Below are 15,498 nucleotides of genomic sequence, written 5' to 3'. Positions count from 1 at the left end.
TTCCCCGAGTCCCCAGGAGGTGACGACCATGGCCACCACGATTCTGCAGGCCGAGGGCGCGCAGTCGGTCGAGTACGCCGCCCGGATCGAGCACGTCTCGAAGTCCTTCGCCGGGCCCGCCGGGCAGCAGCTGGTCCTCGACGACATCACCCTCGATGTCGCGCCGGGCGAGTTCGTCACCCTCCTGGGGGCCTCGGGCTGCGGCAAGTCGACGCTGCTGAACCTGGTGGCGGGCCTGGACCGGCCCACCGCCGGCGGCATCACGACCGACGGGCGCCCGTCGTTGATGTTCCAGGAGCACGCCCTGTTCCCGTGGCTGACCGCGGGCAAGAACATCGAACTCGCCCTGAAGTTGCGGGGCGTGCCGAAGCACGAGCGGCGCGGCCGCGCCGAGGAACTGCTCGAACTGGTCCGGCTGACCGGCTCGCACGGCAAGCGGGTGCACGAGCTGTCCGGCGGCATGCGCCAGCGGGTCGCGCTGGCGCGGGCGCTCGCCCAGGACAGCCGGCTGCTGCTGATGGACGAGCCGTTCGCGGCGCTGGACGCGATCACCCGGGACGTGCTGCACGACGAGCTGACCCGGATCTGGGCCGAGACCGGGGTGTCGGTCCTGTTCGTGACGCACAACGTGCGCGAGGCCGTACGGCTGGCGCAGCGCGTGGTGCTGCTGTCGTCGCGGCCGGGCCGGGTGGCCCGCGAGTGGCGGGTGGACATCCCGCAGCCGCGCCGGATCGAGGACGCGCCGGTGGCGGAGCTGTCCTTGGAGATCACCGAAGTCCTGCGTGGGGAGATCCGCCGTCATGGCCAGCACTGAGACGACCGGCACGGCCGGAACGACCGCCCGCGCGGCCGACGGCGCCGCCCCGGGCGGGCCCGCCAGGGACGGCCTCGGCGGTCTGGAGGCGGGCCTGGACGCCCTGGAGACCTCCGCGACGAGTCGTACCCCGCTGCGCAGGACGCTCGTCGACAAGGTGCTGCCGCCGGTCGTCGCGGTCGCGGTGGTCCTGCTGCTCTGGCAGGCCCTGATCTCGCTGAAGGTCGTCGACGACCCGTCGAAGCTGCCGTCGCCCGCGGACGTGGGCGACGAGTTCAAGGACGCGTGGCTGGAGGGCAGGCTCCTCGGCTACATCTGGACCTCCGTCTCGCGCGGTCTGCTCGGGTTCCTGTTCGCGCTGGCCATCGGCACCCCGCTGGGCCTGCTGGTGGCGCGGGTGAAGTTCGTGCGGGCGGCGATCGGGCCGATCCTGTCCGGCCTGCAGTCGCTGCCGTCGGTGGCGTGGGTGCCGCCGGCCGTGATCTGGCTGGGCCTGAACAACTCGATGATGTACGCGGTGATCCTGCTGGGTGCCGTGCCGTCCATCGCCAACGGCCTGGTGTCCGGCATCGACCAGGTGCCGCCGCTGTTCCTGCGGGCCGGCCGCACGATGGGCGCGACCGGCTGGCGGGGCGCCTGGCACATCGTGATGCCGGCCGCGCTGCCGGGCTACCTGGCGGGCCTGAAGCAGGGCTGGGCGTTCTCCTGGCGCTCGCTGATGGCGGCGGAGATCATCGCCTCCTCGCCCGATCTGGGCATCGGCCTGGGCGCGTTGTTGGAGAACGGCCGCAACGCCAGCTCGATGTCCATGGTGTTCGAGGCGATCATCCTGATCCTGTTCGTCGGCATCGCGATCGACCTGCTGATCTTCAGCCCGCTGGAGCGCCGGGTGCTGCGCAGCCGCGGTCTGCTGGTGAAGGGCTGATCGCGCGTGCGCCACGGACCGGTCCTCCTCGTCATCGCGCACGGCAGCCGTGACCCGCGGCACGCCGCGACGGTGCACGCCCTCGTGGAGCGGGTGCGGTCGCTGCGGCCCGGCACCCGCGTGGAGACCGGGTTCCTGGACTTCAACGTCCCGTCGGTGCACGGGGTGCTGGAGTCGCTGGCGGCGGAGGGCGTGCGCGAGGTGGTGGCGCTGCCGCTGCTGCTGACGCGCGCCTTCCACGCCAAGGCGGACATCCCGGCGGTGCTGCGGGACGCCCCGCCGTGGCTGCGGATCCGCCAGGCGGACGTCCTCGGGCCGTCCCCGCTGCTGCGGGCGGCGCTCGAACGCCGCCTGTGGGAGGCCGGGCTGAGCCCGGCCGACAAGTCCTCGACCGGGGTCGTGCTGGCCTCGGCGGGGTCCACCGACCCGGAGGCGATCGCGGTGATCGCAAGTATCGCGCGGGAGTGGCGGCTCACCGGTTGGTGCGCCGTGCGGCCCGCGTTCGCCTCCGCGGGACCGCACGCCGCGACCGGCGCGGGACGTCCCGCGGGCTTCCCCCGCACCGAGGACGTCGTGCGCGCGCTCAGGGCCGACGGCTGTGAGCGGGTCGCGGTCGCGCCGTACGTGCTGGCGCCCGGCTTCCTGCCGGACCGCATCGCGCGGGGCGCGGCCGGCGCCGACGTCCTCGCCGACGTGCTGGGCCCGGCCCCGGAGGTGGCGCGCGTGGTGCTGGAGCGCTACGACGCGGCGTGCCTGCCGCTGGCGGCCGCGGTGGGTGCCTGACGGGGACGTCCCCCGTGCGCCCCCGCCGGGCGGTGGTGGGTCAGCTCGACCGCAGCCCCGGGTCCCGGCCGCTCCCGGCCAGGGCCCGGTCGAACGCGGGGGCGTCGGACGGGACCGGTACCGGGTCGGCGAAGCCGTCGTACTGGCGGTAGATCTCGCCGTGCTTGACGACCACGTCGAGGACGAAGCGGCCCACCTCCTCGGAGACGGTGAAGTCCTGGCCGGTGGACACGGCCACGTCCCAGCCGTGCACGGCCAGTTCCTTGACGAGCATCCCGGCGAGTTCGTCGGCGGGCATCGACGCCATGCCGAGGTCGACCTCGCCCTCCCAGGCCGCCGGGTCGGACCAGGCCGCGACCGCTCGCCGCAGCTGCGCGGCGTAGGCGTCCGCCCAGTGCGGGTCGGCGGTGAAGTCGCGCGCGACGAGCTCCTCGGGGAGCGGGGTGCGCAGGGCGCGGTGCTCCAGGCCGTGGGAGGTGTACAGGACCCAGTGGTTGACCAGGGCCCGCACGTCCCAGTCGGGGCAGTGCGTCGGGGCGTCCAGCCGGTCCGCCGGCACGCCGTGGGCGACGCGGGCCGCCTCGGTGGCGCACTCGGACAGGTACCGGTGCGTGTCGTTCAGGTACGGGTGCGGGTCGTCGTACGTCATGCGTTCCACGCTAAGGACCCGCGGGGGGTGCGCTCTTGAAGAAACGCGACACCGTGCGGGGGGCGGTGCCGCGGGTCAGCCGGCGGTCATCTCCACCAGTTTCACGACCGTGTTCCAGTTGCGGGTGGTGGCGATCAGGCCCTTGGTGACGCGGGGCCGGGAGAGCTGTTCGGCGAGCTTGGAGCGGCCCAGGCCGTCGGGCGCGTACAGGTACAGGGCGCGGTCGCCGAGGCGGAACTCCTCCGGAGCGTGGGCGGCCGGGTCGACGTCGGCGAAGCGGGCGGCGTCCACGGGGGCCGAGAAGTAGGTGACGTGCAGCTGCTTCGGCTGGAGGTCGGCGGCCGGGAACGGGCACGCCTCGGCGACGGCCCGCAGGTAGGCGTGGTCGCGGACGATCACCTCGACGGCGAACCCGAAGCGCTCCTCGACGCCCGCAGCGAGCTCGGCGGCGAGGGAGTCCTCGTCCCCGTGGTCGCTGGCGAAGACCGCCTGGCCGCTCTGCAGGTAGGTGCGGACCCCGGTGTACCCGAGGCCCTCCATCAGGGTGCGCAGGTCACCCATCGGCAGCTTGCGGCTGCCGCCCACGTTGATGCCGCGCAGCAGGGCCGCGTACGTCGTCGTCATGGGATCACCCTAGGCCGTCGGCTGCCGCGGGGAGCAGGGCCGCGGGCGGGTCGGGGGGTGCGGTCCCTGAGCGCCGTCCCCGAGCCGACGGGATAGATGTAAGGGACCGCTGTCCTCCCCTGTGCGGAGCCGGCGGGGTCCGGGGGGAGGAGCCGGGCGGCCGTCCTTTCACCAGGCAGTACGAGGGAAGCGGCTCGCCCGCCCCATAGCGTCGTTCCTGGAGGTGGCGGCAGGGGGCTGTCACCGCTCACGAGGGGGCAGGCCCGTCATGGGGACAAGAGACACACGGGTGCGGGGTCTGGCCGCGCGGGCCGGCGGCTGGAGCGCCCGGCACCGGTGGGCGGCGGTCGGCATCTGGGTGCTGTTCGTGGTGCTGGCGATGGGGCTCGGCTCGGCCGCGGGCCGGGTCGACGTCAAGGACAGCGACCAGCTCAAGGGCGAGACGCACACCGCGGCGAAGATCATCGAGGACGCGGGGATCGAGGAGCCGGCCAGCGAGTCGGTGCTGGTGCAGGCGCGGGGCGGCGGGCTGAAGGCCACCGACGCGGAGTTCCGCGCGGCGGTCGCCGAGGTCGTCTCGGCCGTGCGGGGCACGGGCCGGGTCAGCGACGTGACGTCGCCGTACGACACGAAGACCATCTCCCGGGACGGGCGCAGCGCGCTGGTGCAGTTCGACATGCGCGGCGACTCCGACACCGCCGGCGACCGGGTCGAGCCGGTGCTCAAGGCCGTCGAGGGGGTGCAGAAGGGCCACGCGGACACGCTGCGGATCGAGGAGATCGGCGGCGCGAGCATGATGAAGACGTTCGACGACGCGTTCGGCGACGACTTCCAGAAGGCTGAGCTGTCGGCGGTGCCGGTGGCCCTCGGCATCCTGCTGATCGCGTTCGGCGCGCTGGTCGCGGCGCTGCTGCCGGTGGCGCTGGCGGTCACCGCGATCATGGCGACGATGGGCCTGATGGGCGTCGTCAGCCACGTGATGCCGATGAGCGACACCGCCAACTCCGTGATGCTGCTGGTGGGTCTGGCCGTCGGCGTCGACTACTGCCTGTTCTACCTGCGCCGGGAGCGCGAGGAGCGCGAGGCGGGCCGGGACGCACAGACGGCCCTGCGGATCGCCGCGGCGACCAGTGGCCGCGCGATCATCGTCTCCGGTGTCACGGTGTGCGTGGCGATGGCGGGCATGCTGTTCACCGGGCTCGCCGAGTTCGAGGCGATGGGCCTGGCCTCGCTGATGGTGGTCGCCGTGGCGATGGTCGGCTCGGTGACGGTGCTGCCGGCGCTGCTGTCGCTGCTGGGCGAGCGGGTGGAGCGGGGCCGGATCCCCTTCCTGCACAAGGCGATGCGCCGCCGCGCCGCCCGGACAGGCGGCGAGAGCCGCTTCTGGTCGGCGGTGCTGAAGGGCGTGCTCGCCCGGCCGCTGGTGTCGGTGCTGGTGGCCGCCGGCGCGCTGCTGGCGATCGCCGCCCCCGCGGTCGGCATGAAGACCCAGAACCTCACCCTGGACCAGGAGTTCGGCGACTCGCTGCCGATCGTGCAGACCTACAACCGGGTCAACGACGCCTTCCCCGGCGGCTCCGAGCCGGCCGAGGTGATCGTCCGAGCGAAGGACATCAACGCGCCCGAGGTGCGGGACGCGCTCGCCGACTTCAAGGCCCGCGCGATCAGTTCGGGCGCCTCGCGCGGCCCGGTGGAGATCAAGCTGCACGACGCGCAGAACGTCGCCTACGTGTACGTCCCGCTGGTCGGCGGCTCCGACCTGGACAAGGCGGGCGCGAGCCTGGAGAAGCTGCGCGACGAGGTGCGCCCGGCCACGCTCGGCAAGGTCGACGGCCTCCAGGCGCCGATCACCGGTCAGGTCGCCGGGTCGAAGGACTTCAACGACCAGCTCGGCGGCGCGGTGGTCCCGGTGTTCGCCTTCGTGGTGGTGTTCGCCTTCCTGCTGATGCTGCTGTCGTTCCGCTCGCTGACCATCGCGGTCACCTCGATCCTGCTGAACCTGCTGTCGGTGGGCGCCGCCTACGGCATCCTCGTCGCGGTCTTCCAGCACGGCTGGGGCGCGTCGCTGGTGGGCGCCGAGGGGGTCGGCGCGATCATCACCTGGCTGCCGCTGTTCCTCTTCGTGATCCTGTTCGGCCTGTCGATGGACTACCACGTGTTCGTGGTCTCGCGGATCCGCGAGGCGCGGCTGCGGGGCCGCACCACGCGGGACGCGATCGCCCACGGCGTGGTCACCACGGCGGGCGTGGTCACCAGTGCCGCGGTCATCATGGTCGCTGTGTTCGCGATCTTCGGGACGCTGTCGATGCAGTCGATGAAGCAGATGGGCGTGGGCCTGGCGGCCGCCGTGCTGATCGACGCGACCGTCATCCGGGGCGTGCTGCTCCCGGCGGTGATGGCGCTGCTGGGCGAGCGCAACTGGTACCTGCCGAAGTGGCTGCACCGGCTGCCCGACCTCACCCACGACGAGTCGCCCGAGGCGGTCCTCGCGACGGCGCCGCGCGAGGAGCGGCCGGTGGGGGTGTGACACCCGCCGGATGAGGGCCGGTCCGCCCCGTCGCACGGGGCGGACCGACTCTCCCGCGAGCAGGGCCCGTTGGTCACCGGGGAGCCAACGGGCCCGTCCGCGTGCCGGGGCGCCGGCCGGAGCGCGCGGCGACCAGCTCGGCCTCGATCAGGTCGGCCGCCCGCCGGGTGCCGCCCTCCCGGGCCATCCCGTCCCTCACGTCCGCCAGGCGCCGGGCGACCCCGGGGTCGTCCACCAGGGCGAGCGCCGCGTCCCGGAGGGCCTCGGCGGTCGCCTCCTCGGTGGACAGCCGGCGGGCCACCCCCAGCGCCTCCAGCTGGTCGGCGTTGCCGAACTGGTCCACCGCCTGCGGTACGGCGATCATCGGGGTCGCCGTGGCCAGCCCCTCCTGGCTGCCGCCCGCGCCGGCGTGCGTGACGAACAGGTCGGCCTCCCGGAGCACCGCCAACTGCGGCACCCACGGCCGCACTTCCACGTTCGCCGGTACGGCGCCCAGCTCGGCCGGGTCGATCCGGGGGCCGGTCCGCAGGACCAGGTGCCAGCCGGGCAGGCCGGCGAAGGCCCGGACGCAGGCCCGGTAGAACTCCGGCGGGGCCGTGAAGGCCGAGCCGAGCGAGACCAGCACGACCTTCTCAGCGCCGGCGGGCCGCTCCCAGCCGCCCTCGGCCGAGCGGTCCCCCTGGCAGGCGCCGACGAACGTGTACACGCTCTCGTCGACCCGGTCGGCGTGCGGCTGGAGGGCCTTCGGGATCAGGACGAGGGACCGGTCGGGCCGCCCGACGAAGTCGTCGTGGTGCAGGGTGACGCCGTGCTCGGTCAGCCAGGCGTGGAAGCGGTCGAAGTAGGCGCGGCCCCGCTCGGAGCCGCGGGCCTCGGCCCACACGTGGGCGGCGACCTCCTCCTCGTAGCCCTCCCAGGCGACGAGGTTGGGCGACAGGGAGATCGCGGGGACGCCCCAGCGGTGGGCGAGGACGCGGGCCGGGTACGCCGTGATGTCGTGCAGCACGAGCTCGGGGGTGTCCCCGGCGTAGGCGTCGGTCAGCTGGGGCAGGGCCTGGACGGCGTCGGCCAGGAACAGCTCCACGTGGTCGAGGAGGGTGCTGCCCCAGGCCGCGGGGGCGTCGTCCGGTCCGGGCAGCGTCGAGTGCCAGGTCCGCACCTCGGCGCCGGTGCCGGCGACCTTGTCGGTGAGGGCCGGCGGGACGGCGTAGGTGACGCGGTGGCCGCGCGCCACGAGCTCCCGGATCACCTCCAGGCTGGGGTTCACGTGACCGTGGGCGGCGATGGAGAACATCGCGATGTGGGCGGGGGGCACGCCGGGGGCGGAGGCAGTCATGGGGAGGACGCTAGGCGAGACGAGACGTCTCGTCCACCGTATTTCGCGCACCCGCGCCGCAACAGCCCGCTCGCCCCGCGACCGGGGTCCGACCTGTGGGAATGCGAGACTGACCGCGGCAGCGCTACGACGACGGCACGGAGGCGGACGATGGACGAGGCGACGGCGCGGGAGGTACTGGCCGGGGCGGAGGTGCTGCCCGGGCCGGCCGGGGACGCACGCCTGCTCGCCCTCGGCGAGAACGCGGTGTTCGCCGCCGGGGACCTCGTCGTCAAGGTGGGCCGCGACGCCGAACTGCTCGACCGGGCCCGGCGCGAGCTGGACATCGCGCGCTGGCTGGCCGACACGGGCGTCCCGGCGGTGCGGGCCGCGCAGCCGGAGGCACGGCTCGTCGCCGGGCACCCGGTGACCGTGTGGCACCGGCTGCCCGACGCGGTGCGCCCGGCGGGACCGGCGGACCTGGCGTCACTGCTGCGGCGCGTGCACGCCCTGCCCGCGCCCCCGTTCGCCCTGCCGCCGCGGGACCTGCTGTCCGGGGTGGAGCGCTGGCTGCGGCTCGCGGGCGGGGCGATCGACCCGGCGGACGCGGCGTACCTGCGCGAGCGCCGGGACGGCTTCGCCGCGGCGGCCGCCGCCCTCACCCCGCACCTGCCGCCGGGCCCCGTCCACGGGGACGCCCTGCCGCGCAACGTGCACATCGGCCCCGACGGCCCGGTCCTGGTCGACCTGGAGACCTTCTCCGCCGACCTGCGCGAGCACGACCTGGTCGTGATGGCCCTCTCCCACGACCGCTACGGCCTGGCCGCCGAGGAGTACGACGCCTTCACCCGGACCTACGGCTGGGACGTGCGGGAGTGGGACGGGTGCGGCGTGCTGCGCGGGGCGCGGGAGACGGCGAGCTGCGCCTGGGTGGCCCAGCACGCGCCGAGCAACCCGAAGGCGCTGGCCGAGTTCGAGCGCCGGGTGGCCTCTCTGCGCGACGGCGACCCGACGGTGCGCTGGTACCCCTTCTGAGCCCGGCGGACGGGCACCCGCACGGGGCTAGGCGGTGCGGGCCCCCTCGCCCGTGAACTCCCGGACGGGCCAGGTGGCGTCCACCACCGCGTCGGCCTCCCCCTTGCGGCGCAGGAAGCTCTGGAAGTCGGCCGCCCAGGCGGCGTACCACTCGATCTGGCGCAGGTGCAGCTCCGCCGGGCCGAGGGAGGCCACCTTGGGGTGGCGGACGGCTATCGCGCAGGCGAGGCGGGCCGCGGCGAGGGCGTCGGCGCCCGCGTCGTGCGCGGTGTCCAGGGCGACGCCGTACTCGGCGCAGACCGCTTCGAGGTTGCGCTTGCCGCGGCGGTAGCGGTCGGCCCAGCGGTCGATGGTGTACGGGTCGACGACGGGGGCCGGGTCGAGGCCGCCCAGGCGCTCGCGCAGGGACGGCAGTTGGTGCCGGTGCAGTTCGGCGGAGAGCAGGGTCAGGTCGAAGGCGGCGTTGTACGCGACGACCGGGACGCCCGTCTTCCAGTACGTCGTCAGGACGTCGGCGAGCGAGTCCGCGACCCGGTCGGCGGGGTGGCCCTCGGCGGCCGCGCGTTCGGTGCTGATGCCGTGGACGGCGACCGCGTCGGCCGGGATCTCCACGCCCGGGTCGGCCAGCCACTCGCGGCGGCCCAGCACCTGACCGTCCCTGACCTCGATGACGGCGGCCGTCACGATGCGCGCCTCGCGCGGATCGGTGCCGGTCGTCTCCAGGTCGAAGCCGACCAGCAGCTCCTGGTGCCAGGCCATGGTGGCCCCCCTTCTCGGTGGTGCGTCCCCCCAGTGGTCTTCACCCTGCCATGCGCCACTGACAATCAGCGGAACGCATTCCGCTTCCGCCGCGGGACGATCCCCATCCACCCGGGAGCGGCGGGACGTTCAGGACACCGGGCGCGAATCCGCCCAAGCCAGCTCGAACTCCTCGCGGTACGCCCCGAAGAGACCCCCTTCGTCCACCTCGCCCGCCTTGACCACCCGGTTGCCACCGCGCAGCACCAGCACGGGCGCCTCCATGCCGCGCAGACGCCGGAGGTAGGACTGCACCACCCCGATGCCGTCGGTGCCGTCGCCGTCGACGAGGTAGGCGGTGAACCGGGGCGTGTCGTCGTAGACCTGGATCTGGAAGGCGCCCGGGTCGCGCAGCCGGGCCCGGACGCGGCGCATGTGCAGGATGTTCATCTCCACCGCGCGGCTCAGCTCGCCCCGCTTGACGCCGAGTTCGCGCTCGCGCCGCTTGACGGCGCTGGAGGCGGGGTTGAGGAACAGCAGCCGCACCCGGCACCCGGCCTCGGCGAGCCGGACCATCCGCCGGCCGGAGAAGTTCTGCACGAGCAGGTTGAGGCCGATGCCGATGGCGTCGATGCGGCGGGCGCCGTCGAAGATGTCCTCGGCGGGGAACTGCCGCAGCAGCCGCACCCGGTCGGAGTGCACCGCGACCACGTCGGCGTAGCGGTCGCCCACCAGGTCCTCGACGGCGTCGACCGGCAGCCGGCGCGCGGAGGGCACGTCGCCGCCGGTGCCGAGCATCTCCAGCAGCCGCGCCGAGGCCCGCTCGGCCTGGTTCAGGACCGCCTCGGACAGGGCGCGGTTGCGGGAGACGACGTTGCGGGTGACCTCCAGCTCGTCCAGGGCGAGTTCGACGTCACGCCGGTCGTCGAAGTACGGCTCGAAGCACGGCCAGTGCTGCACCATCAGCTCGCGCAGCTGGGGCAGCGTCAGGAACGAGACGACGTTGTCGTCGGCCGGGTCCAGCAGGTAGCCCTTGCGGCGGCTGACCTCGCGGACGGCGACCGCGCGCTGCACCCACTCCTGCCCGGCGGGGCCGGCCGCGGCCACCACCCAGTCGTCGCCGTGGACGGGTTCGTAGATGGGCCGCAGGACGGCGGCCACCACGGCGCGCAGCCGCTGCTCCACGAGGTTCAGCCAGATGTAGGCCCGCCCGGCCCGCTGCGCGCGCGTGCGCACCTCGCGCCAGGCCTCGGCGTCCCAGTCCAGCTCCGGGCCGATGGCACCCGCCTCCATCGGCCGGGCCAGGGACACCGTCCCGGGCGGGACGTCCGCGGAGCCCCCCTCGTGACCCTCGTCACCAGGGGGCAGCTCCAGCCCTCCCGAGCCCACCCGAGCACCGCCTTCCGCTCCGCCGGGCCCTCTGTCCCGAACCTTCCCGACGATCAAGGAAGGGTACTCCGCGAGCGGTCGGCGGTGCAGCCGGATGGACAGGGTCGTTGCCCAACTACCGCGGTTCCACTTGGCCGTTCTGGTTGGCGAGCGCGGCCGGGGTGAGCGGGTTCATCGCGGTGACGTCCCGCGGGGCCAGCGAGAAGCCCTGCCAGTGGACCGGCATGGGCTGCTGGTCCTCGTCGCGCGCGATGTGGTGGAAGCCGACGTTCACCCAGAGCACGGGGTGGGTGAGGGTCTGTCCGTTGACCCACTTCTCGACGGACTTGCCGTGTCCGGTACCGCAGTTGAGCGGGTTGTTGCTCGCGTACTGCTCGCACTTGTTGTACTCGGTGACGTACAGGTCGTGCTTGGTGAACGGACGTCCGGAGTACTTGGTGGTGGCGCCGGGCACGAACTCGTAGGAGCGCGCGTGGCCGTCCTTGTTCTTGCCGGCCGTGCTGACGACCCGCCACCAGCGCATGGTGGCCGCGTCACCGGCGAGTTCCTTGGTGACGGCGGTGCGGGTGGTCTTCGCGGTCGGGCCCCGCTGGCCGCTCGCGGGCGCGCTGACCTTCGAGTCGTACTGCTCGACCTTGGTCTTGGAGGAGCCGTCGAGGCCGAAGTCCAGCCGCCAGAAGACGTTGTGGCTGTGGCTGGTGGCGTAGGAGCGGGCCCCCTTGCCGATGGGCCAGCCGCGGCCGTCGCCGGCGTCGTAGTCGAACGGCGAGAGGCTGCCGGTGGCGCCGACGTTCATGTTCAGGGTGCCGTCGTCGGAGAAGCGCCACTCGGTCATGTACTCGTACCAGCCGACCTTGTTGACGGTGTAGACGAGCAGGTCCTTGCCCTGGGCCTGGTAGACCTTGTTGCCGGTGTCGGCCTGCATGCGGTACGCGTGGCCGCGCGAACGCGTGGTGGTGCACAGGCCCTTGACGTTCGGGTGGGCCGGGTCGAACGCCTCGGGGACCTTGACGGTCTTGATGGTGCCGCCGGGGCACTCGGCGGGGGCCAGGTTCACCAGGCCGGAGCCGAAGTTGTAGTCGGTGACGTCGTTGTACTCGTTGGTGCCGTCGTCGTACGGCACGTGGATCTGGGCGATCTTGGCGCTGTTGAGGACCTTGATCGGCTTGGGCTCGCCGGGCGGCTGGTAGCTGACGTCCTCCAGGACGAGGCCGGACTTGGCCTCGTAGCGCCAGCACATCCGCCAGGTGGTGCCGGTGGAGAGCTTCTGCTCGATGCGGTAGGCCGCGCTGCAGGCGGGCGCGGGCGCGGGGGCCGTCCGGGGTCCGGCGGCGGCCGGTCCGGCGGCGGTGGTCACGCCGGCGGCGAGGGCCGCCACGGACAGGCCCAGGGCCGCCGCTCCCCGGTGGGCGCGACGCGTTCTGTTCATGTGCATGAAGACATGACTCCTCGACAGGAGGTACCGACAGGTACCGGGAGGTGAGCGTGGACGGAACGGGCGCCTAGCCGGCCAGGCGCGAGACCTTGCGGGTGCTCAGGTCGACGACCAGGGACCTGGCGTCGATCCACGGGCCGTCCTTGACCTTGGGCAGCAGCCGCACGCAGCGGTGCTCGCCGCACTGGTCCAGGGCGGCGGGCTCGGCACCGGGCACGGCCCGGTAGACCATGCTCGCGAGCAGCAGCTGGTCCGGTGAGGTCAGCTCCTTGCCGGTGGCGTCCCGGTAGTCGGCCTTCAGGCCCGCGCCGAGCGGGTCGGCGATCAGCAGCCGGGCCGCCTCGGTCTGCTCCTCGGGGCTCAGCGGCGGCTGCACGCCGTGCTGGGTCCCGGTCCGCTCCACGGTGCCGGTGGCGAGGTTCACCGTCCGGGTGACGAGCGTGTCGTTGCGGTAGTCGTAGTACGTGACGTCCGCGCGGCGCGGCGCGTTCGGGTCGTCCGCCTCGGCCGCGTCGGGCTCGGCGAGGTCGACGCCGAGGCGCTGCGGGCCGCGGTCACCCCCCACGTCCTCGCCGGCCGTCATCATCTGCCGGCTGAGCGCGCTCCGCTCCGCCCGCCGGATCTCGTCGTCGGTCAGCGGATCGTGGCCGGTCCCCCGGTCCCCCTCGGCCGGGGCCGCCTCGACGACCGCGGGCGGCACCGCGCCGCCCGCCCCGCCCTGCTGCCCCGCCGCGGCGGACGCGGCCGCGCCGCCCGCCCGTCCTGCTGTGTCGTCGGCCCCCGCCGTGCCCGGCAGGGTGATCGCGACCATCACGGCCGTTCCGGTCACCGCGGTCGCCGCACCCGCCACCACCTTGCCCAGGTGGCGGCGCACTGTCGTGCGCACAATGTCCCCCTACTCCCCCTGTGTCCCCGGGAGTATGTTCTGCCCCACTGGTATCGGCAATACGCCCGTTCGGGCGCATGCGCTGGTCGTCGGGTAAGAGGGACGTAAGTCATAGGTGGTTCCACGACTTTCCGGGAGACTCGTTGAGTAAGGCGCCCCCCGCGCCGGTGGACACCTGAAAGAGTCGTATCCATGCAGGTCTGGCCTGGTGAGGCGTATCCCCTCGGCGCCACGTATGACGGTGCCGGCACGAACTTCGCGGTCTTCACGGAAGCCGCGGACCGAGTAGAGCTGTGTCTGTTGCACGACGACGGCTCGGAGACGGCGGTAGAACTCCGCGAGAGCGACGCATTCGTACGCCATGCGTACCTGCCCGGGGTCATGCCCGGGCAGCGCTACGGCTTCCGGGTGCACGGCCCCTACGACCCGGGGCGCGGGTTGCGGTGCAACTCCGCGAAACTGCTCCTGGACCCCTACGCGAAGGCGGTCAGCGGGTCGATCCGCTGGGGCGAGGAGGTGTACGGCTACCACTTCGACGACCCCGAGCGGCGCAACGACCTGGACTCGGCGCCACACACGATGGCGTCGGTCGTCGTCAACCCCTACTTCGACTGGGGCGACGACCGGCCGCCGCGCACCGAGTACCACCACACGGTGCTCTACGAGGCCCACGTGAAGGGCCTGACCATGCGGCACCCCGGGCTGCCCGAGGAGCTGCGCGGCACCTACGCGGGCCTCGCGCACCCCGCGGTGATCGAGCACCTGCGGGAGCTGGGGGTCACGGCGCTGGAGCTGATGCCCGTGCACCAGTTCGTCAACGACCACCGCCTGGTCGACATGGGCCTCAACAACTACTGGGGCTACAACACGATCGGGTTCTTCGCCCCGCACAACGCGTACGCCTCCTGGGGCGACCGCGGGCAGCAGGTGCTGGAGTTCAAGTCGGCGGTCCGGGCGCTGCACGAGGCCGGGATCGAGGTGATCCTGGACGTGGTCTACAACCACACGGCCGAGGGCAACCACCTGGGTCCGACGCTGTCCTTCAAGGGCATCGACAACCCGAGCTACTACCGGCTCACGGACGACCCGCAGTACTACATGGACACCACGGGCACCGGGAACTCGCTGCTCATGCGGTCCCCGCACGTCCTGCAGATGATCATGGACTCGCTGCGGTACTGGGTCACCGAGATGCACGTCGACGGGTTCCGCTTCGACCTGGCGGCGACGCTGGCCCGCCAGTTCCACGAGGTGGACCGGCTGTCGTCGTTCTTCGACCTGGTCCAGCAGGACCCGGTGGTCTCCCAGGTGAAGCTGATCGCCGAGCCGTGGGACGTGGGCGAGGGCGGCTACCAGGTGGGCAACTTCCCGCCGCTGTGGACCGAGTGGAACGGCAAGTACCGGGACACCGTCCGCGACCTGTGGCGGGGCGAGCAGCGCACGCTCGCGGAGTTCGCCTCCCGGCTGACCGGCTCCTCCGACCTGTACCAGGACGACGGGCGCCGTCCGCTGGCCTCGATCAACTTCGTGACCTGCCACGACGGCTTCACGTTGCACGACCTGGTGTCGTACAACGACAAGCACAACGAGGCCAACGGCGAGGACAACCGGGACGGCGAGAGCCACAACCGGTCGTGGAACTGCGGCGCCGAGGGCGACACGGACGACGAGTCGGTGCTGGAGCTGCGGCAGCGGCAGATGCGCAACTTCATCGCCACGCTGATGCTCTCGCAGGGCGTCCCCATGATCAGCCACGGGGACGAGTTCGCCCGCACCCAGCAGGGCAACAACAACGCCTACTGCCAGGACAACGAGCTGTCCTGGGTGCAGTGGCCGGACGAAGAAGGAGGTGCGGGCGAGGGCGGCGAAGCAGCCGAAGGAGCCGAGGGCGTCGACACCGGACTGCGGGACTTCACGCGCGCGCTGGTGTGGCTGCGCAGGGAGCACCCCGTGCTGCGGCGGCGCCGGTTCTTCCACGGACGGCCCGTGGAGGGCACCCACGACGACCTGTCGGACATCGCGTGGTTCACTCCCGACGGACGGGAGATGACCCAGCAGGACTGGGACTCGGCCCAGGCGTCCGCGCTGACCGTGTTCCTCAACGGCAACGCCATCTCCGAGCCGGGGACCCGGGGCGAACGGGTGACCGACGACTCGTTCCTGCTGATGTTCAACGCCTCCGCCGAGCCCATCGACTTCGTGGTGCCCGTCGACCACGGCCGGCAGTGGCAGGTGGTCGTGGACACCGCCAAGCCGGAGACGATGCAGGAGGGCTCCGGGAAGAAGGTGGAGGCCGGTGACCGGCTGACCCTGGTGGACCGCAGCATGACGGTCCTCCAGCGGCCCGCCTGACCCGGCGGCCGGACGCGCGAGCGCGG

13 protein-coding genes are annotated in these 15,498 nt (G+C 73.0%); 6 read left to right on the top strand and 7 right to left on the bottom strand.

The features are described from left to right. Nucleotides 1-28 precede the first annotated feature (28 nt). From E4U91_RS27080 to E4U91_RS27070, 3 genes are read left to right on the top strand one after another with little or no spacing between them, the layout of a single operon-like run. On the top strand, nt 29-814 hold the full coding sequence (locus tag E4U91_RS27080; protein ID WP_137309242.1) for an ABC transporter ATP-binding protein: 786 nt from the start codon (nt 29-31) through the stop codon (nt 812-814). Next, nucleotides 801-1,739 (top strand): ABC transporter permease, encoded by a 939-nt coding sequence (locus tag E4U91_RS27075; RefSeq protein WP_137309241.1) that lies wholly within the window; start codon nt 801-803, stop codon nt 1,737-1,739. Before E4U91_RS27080 ends, E4U91_RS27075 begins: the two co-directional genes overlap by 14 nt. Before the next feature lie 6 nt (nt 1,740-1,745). Next, nucleotides 1,746-2,522 carry a sirohydrochlorin chelatase gene (locus tag E4U91_RS27070; RefSeq protein WP_137309240.1) on the top strand — a complete coding sequence of 259 codons (777 nt, stop codon included), beginning with the start codon at nt 1,746-1,748 and terminating at the stop codon, nt 2,520-2,522. Between the two features lie 40 nt (nt 2,523-2,562). On the opposite strand, the gene E4U91_RS27065 is transcribed toward E4U91_RS27070, so the two are convergent. Together E4U91_RS27065 and E4U91_RS27060 are read right to left on the bottom strand one after the other, a co-directional pair. Then, nucleotides 2,563-3,171 (bottom strand): TIGR03086 family metal-binding protein, encoded by a 609-nt coding sequence (locus E4U91_RS27065; RefSeq protein ID WP_137309239.1) that lies wholly within the window; start codon nt 3,169-3,171, stop codon nt 2,563-2,565. A 75-nt stretch (nt 3,172-3,246) separates the two neighbouring features. Continuing rightward, nucleotides 3,247-3,795, bottom strand: a complete 549-nt coding sequence (locus E4U91_RS27060) for a DUF1697 domain-containing protein (protein ID WP_137309238.1) — start codon at nt 3,793-3,795, stop codon at nt 3,247-3,249. A 268-nt stretch (nt 3,796-4,063) separates the two neighbouring features. Here E4U91_RS27060 and E4U91_RS27055 point away from each other — a divergent pair, with 268 nt between their 5' ends. After that, complete coding sequence (locus tag E4U91_RS27055) at nt 4,064-6,322, top strand: MMPL family transporter (RefSeq protein WP_137309237.1); 2,259 nt, start codon at nt 4,064-4,066, stop codon at nt 6,320-6,322. Between the two features lie 73 nt (nt 6,323-6,395). On the opposite strand, the gene mgt is transcribed toward E4U91_RS27055, so the two are convergent. After that, nucleotides 6,396-7,658: a macrolide-inactivating glycosyltransferase gene (mgt, locus tag E4U91_RS27050; RefSeq protein WP_137309236.1), complete on the bottom strand. Its 1,263-nt coding sequence runs from the start codon at nt 7,656-7,658 to the stop codon at nt 6,396-6,398. Between the two features lie 150 nt (nt 7,659-7,808). Between mgt and E4U91_RS27045 the strand changes: the two genes are divergently transcribed. Continuing rightward, nucleotides 7,809-8,672 carry a phosphotransferase enzyme family protein gene (locus tag E4U91_RS27045; protein WP_137309235.1) on the top strand — a complete coding sequence of 288 codons (864 nt, stop codon included), beginning with the start codon at nt 7,809-7,811 and terminating at the stop codon, nt 8,670-8,672. Nucleotides 8,673-8,699: 27 nt separating this feature from the next. On the opposite strand, the gene E4U91_RS27040 is transcribed toward E4U91_RS27045, so the two are convergent. The 4 genes from E4U91_RS27040 to E4U91_RS27025 all read right to left on the bottom strand — a co-directional run bounded on the left by E4U91_RS27040 (nt 8,700) and on the right by E4U91_RS27025 (nt 13,120). Next, nucleotides 8,700-9,431: a 3'-5' exonuclease gene (locus tag E4U91_RS27040; protein WP_137309234.1), complete on the bottom strand. Its 732-nt coding sequence runs from the start codon at nt 9,429-9,431 to the stop codon at nt 8,700-8,702. Nucleotides 9,432-9,560: 129 nt separating this feature from the next. Then, nucleotides 9,561-10,799 (bottom strand): SAV2148 family HEPN domain-containing protein, encoded by a 1,239-nt coding sequence (locus E4U91_RS27035; RefSeq protein ID WP_137309233.1) that lies wholly within the window; start codon nt 10,797-10,799, stop codon nt 9,561-9,563. A 115-nt stretch (nt 10,800-10,914) separates the two neighbouring features. Then, the gene (locus E4U91_RS27030) at nt 10,915-12,234 is read right to left on the bottom strand and encodes a copper amine oxidase (RefSeq protein WP_137309232.1); all 1,320 of its coding nucleotides are present in this window, start codon (nt 12,232-12,234) and stop codon (nt 10,915-10,917) included. A gap of 67 nt (nt 12,235-12,301) precedes the next feature. Continuing rightward, on the bottom strand, nt 12,302-13,120 hold the full coding sequence (locus E4U91_RS27025; protein ID WP_137309231.1) for a Tat pathway signal sequence domain protein: 819 nt from the start codon (nt 13,118-13,120) through the stop codon (nt 12,302-12,304). Between the two features lie 192 nt (nt 13,121-13,312). On the opposite strand from E4U91_RS27025, the gene glgX reads away from it, so the two are divergent. Continuing rightward, a complete protein-coding gene (glgX, locus tag E4U91_RS27020) occupies nt 13,313-15,472 on the top strand; it encodes a glycogen debranching protein GlgX (RefSeq protein ID WP_137309230.1) in 2,160 nt (719 codons plus the stop codon). Nucleotides 15,473-15,498: the final 26 nt, after the last annotated feature.

The sequence above is a fragment of the Streptomyces lasalocidi genome, assembly GCF_005280215.1.
Lineage (GTDB): Bacteria > Actinomycetota > Actinomycetes > Streptomycetales > Streptomycetaceae > Streptomyces > Streptomyces longwoodensis.
This window is presented reverse-complemented; position numbering and strand designations above follow the sequence as displayed.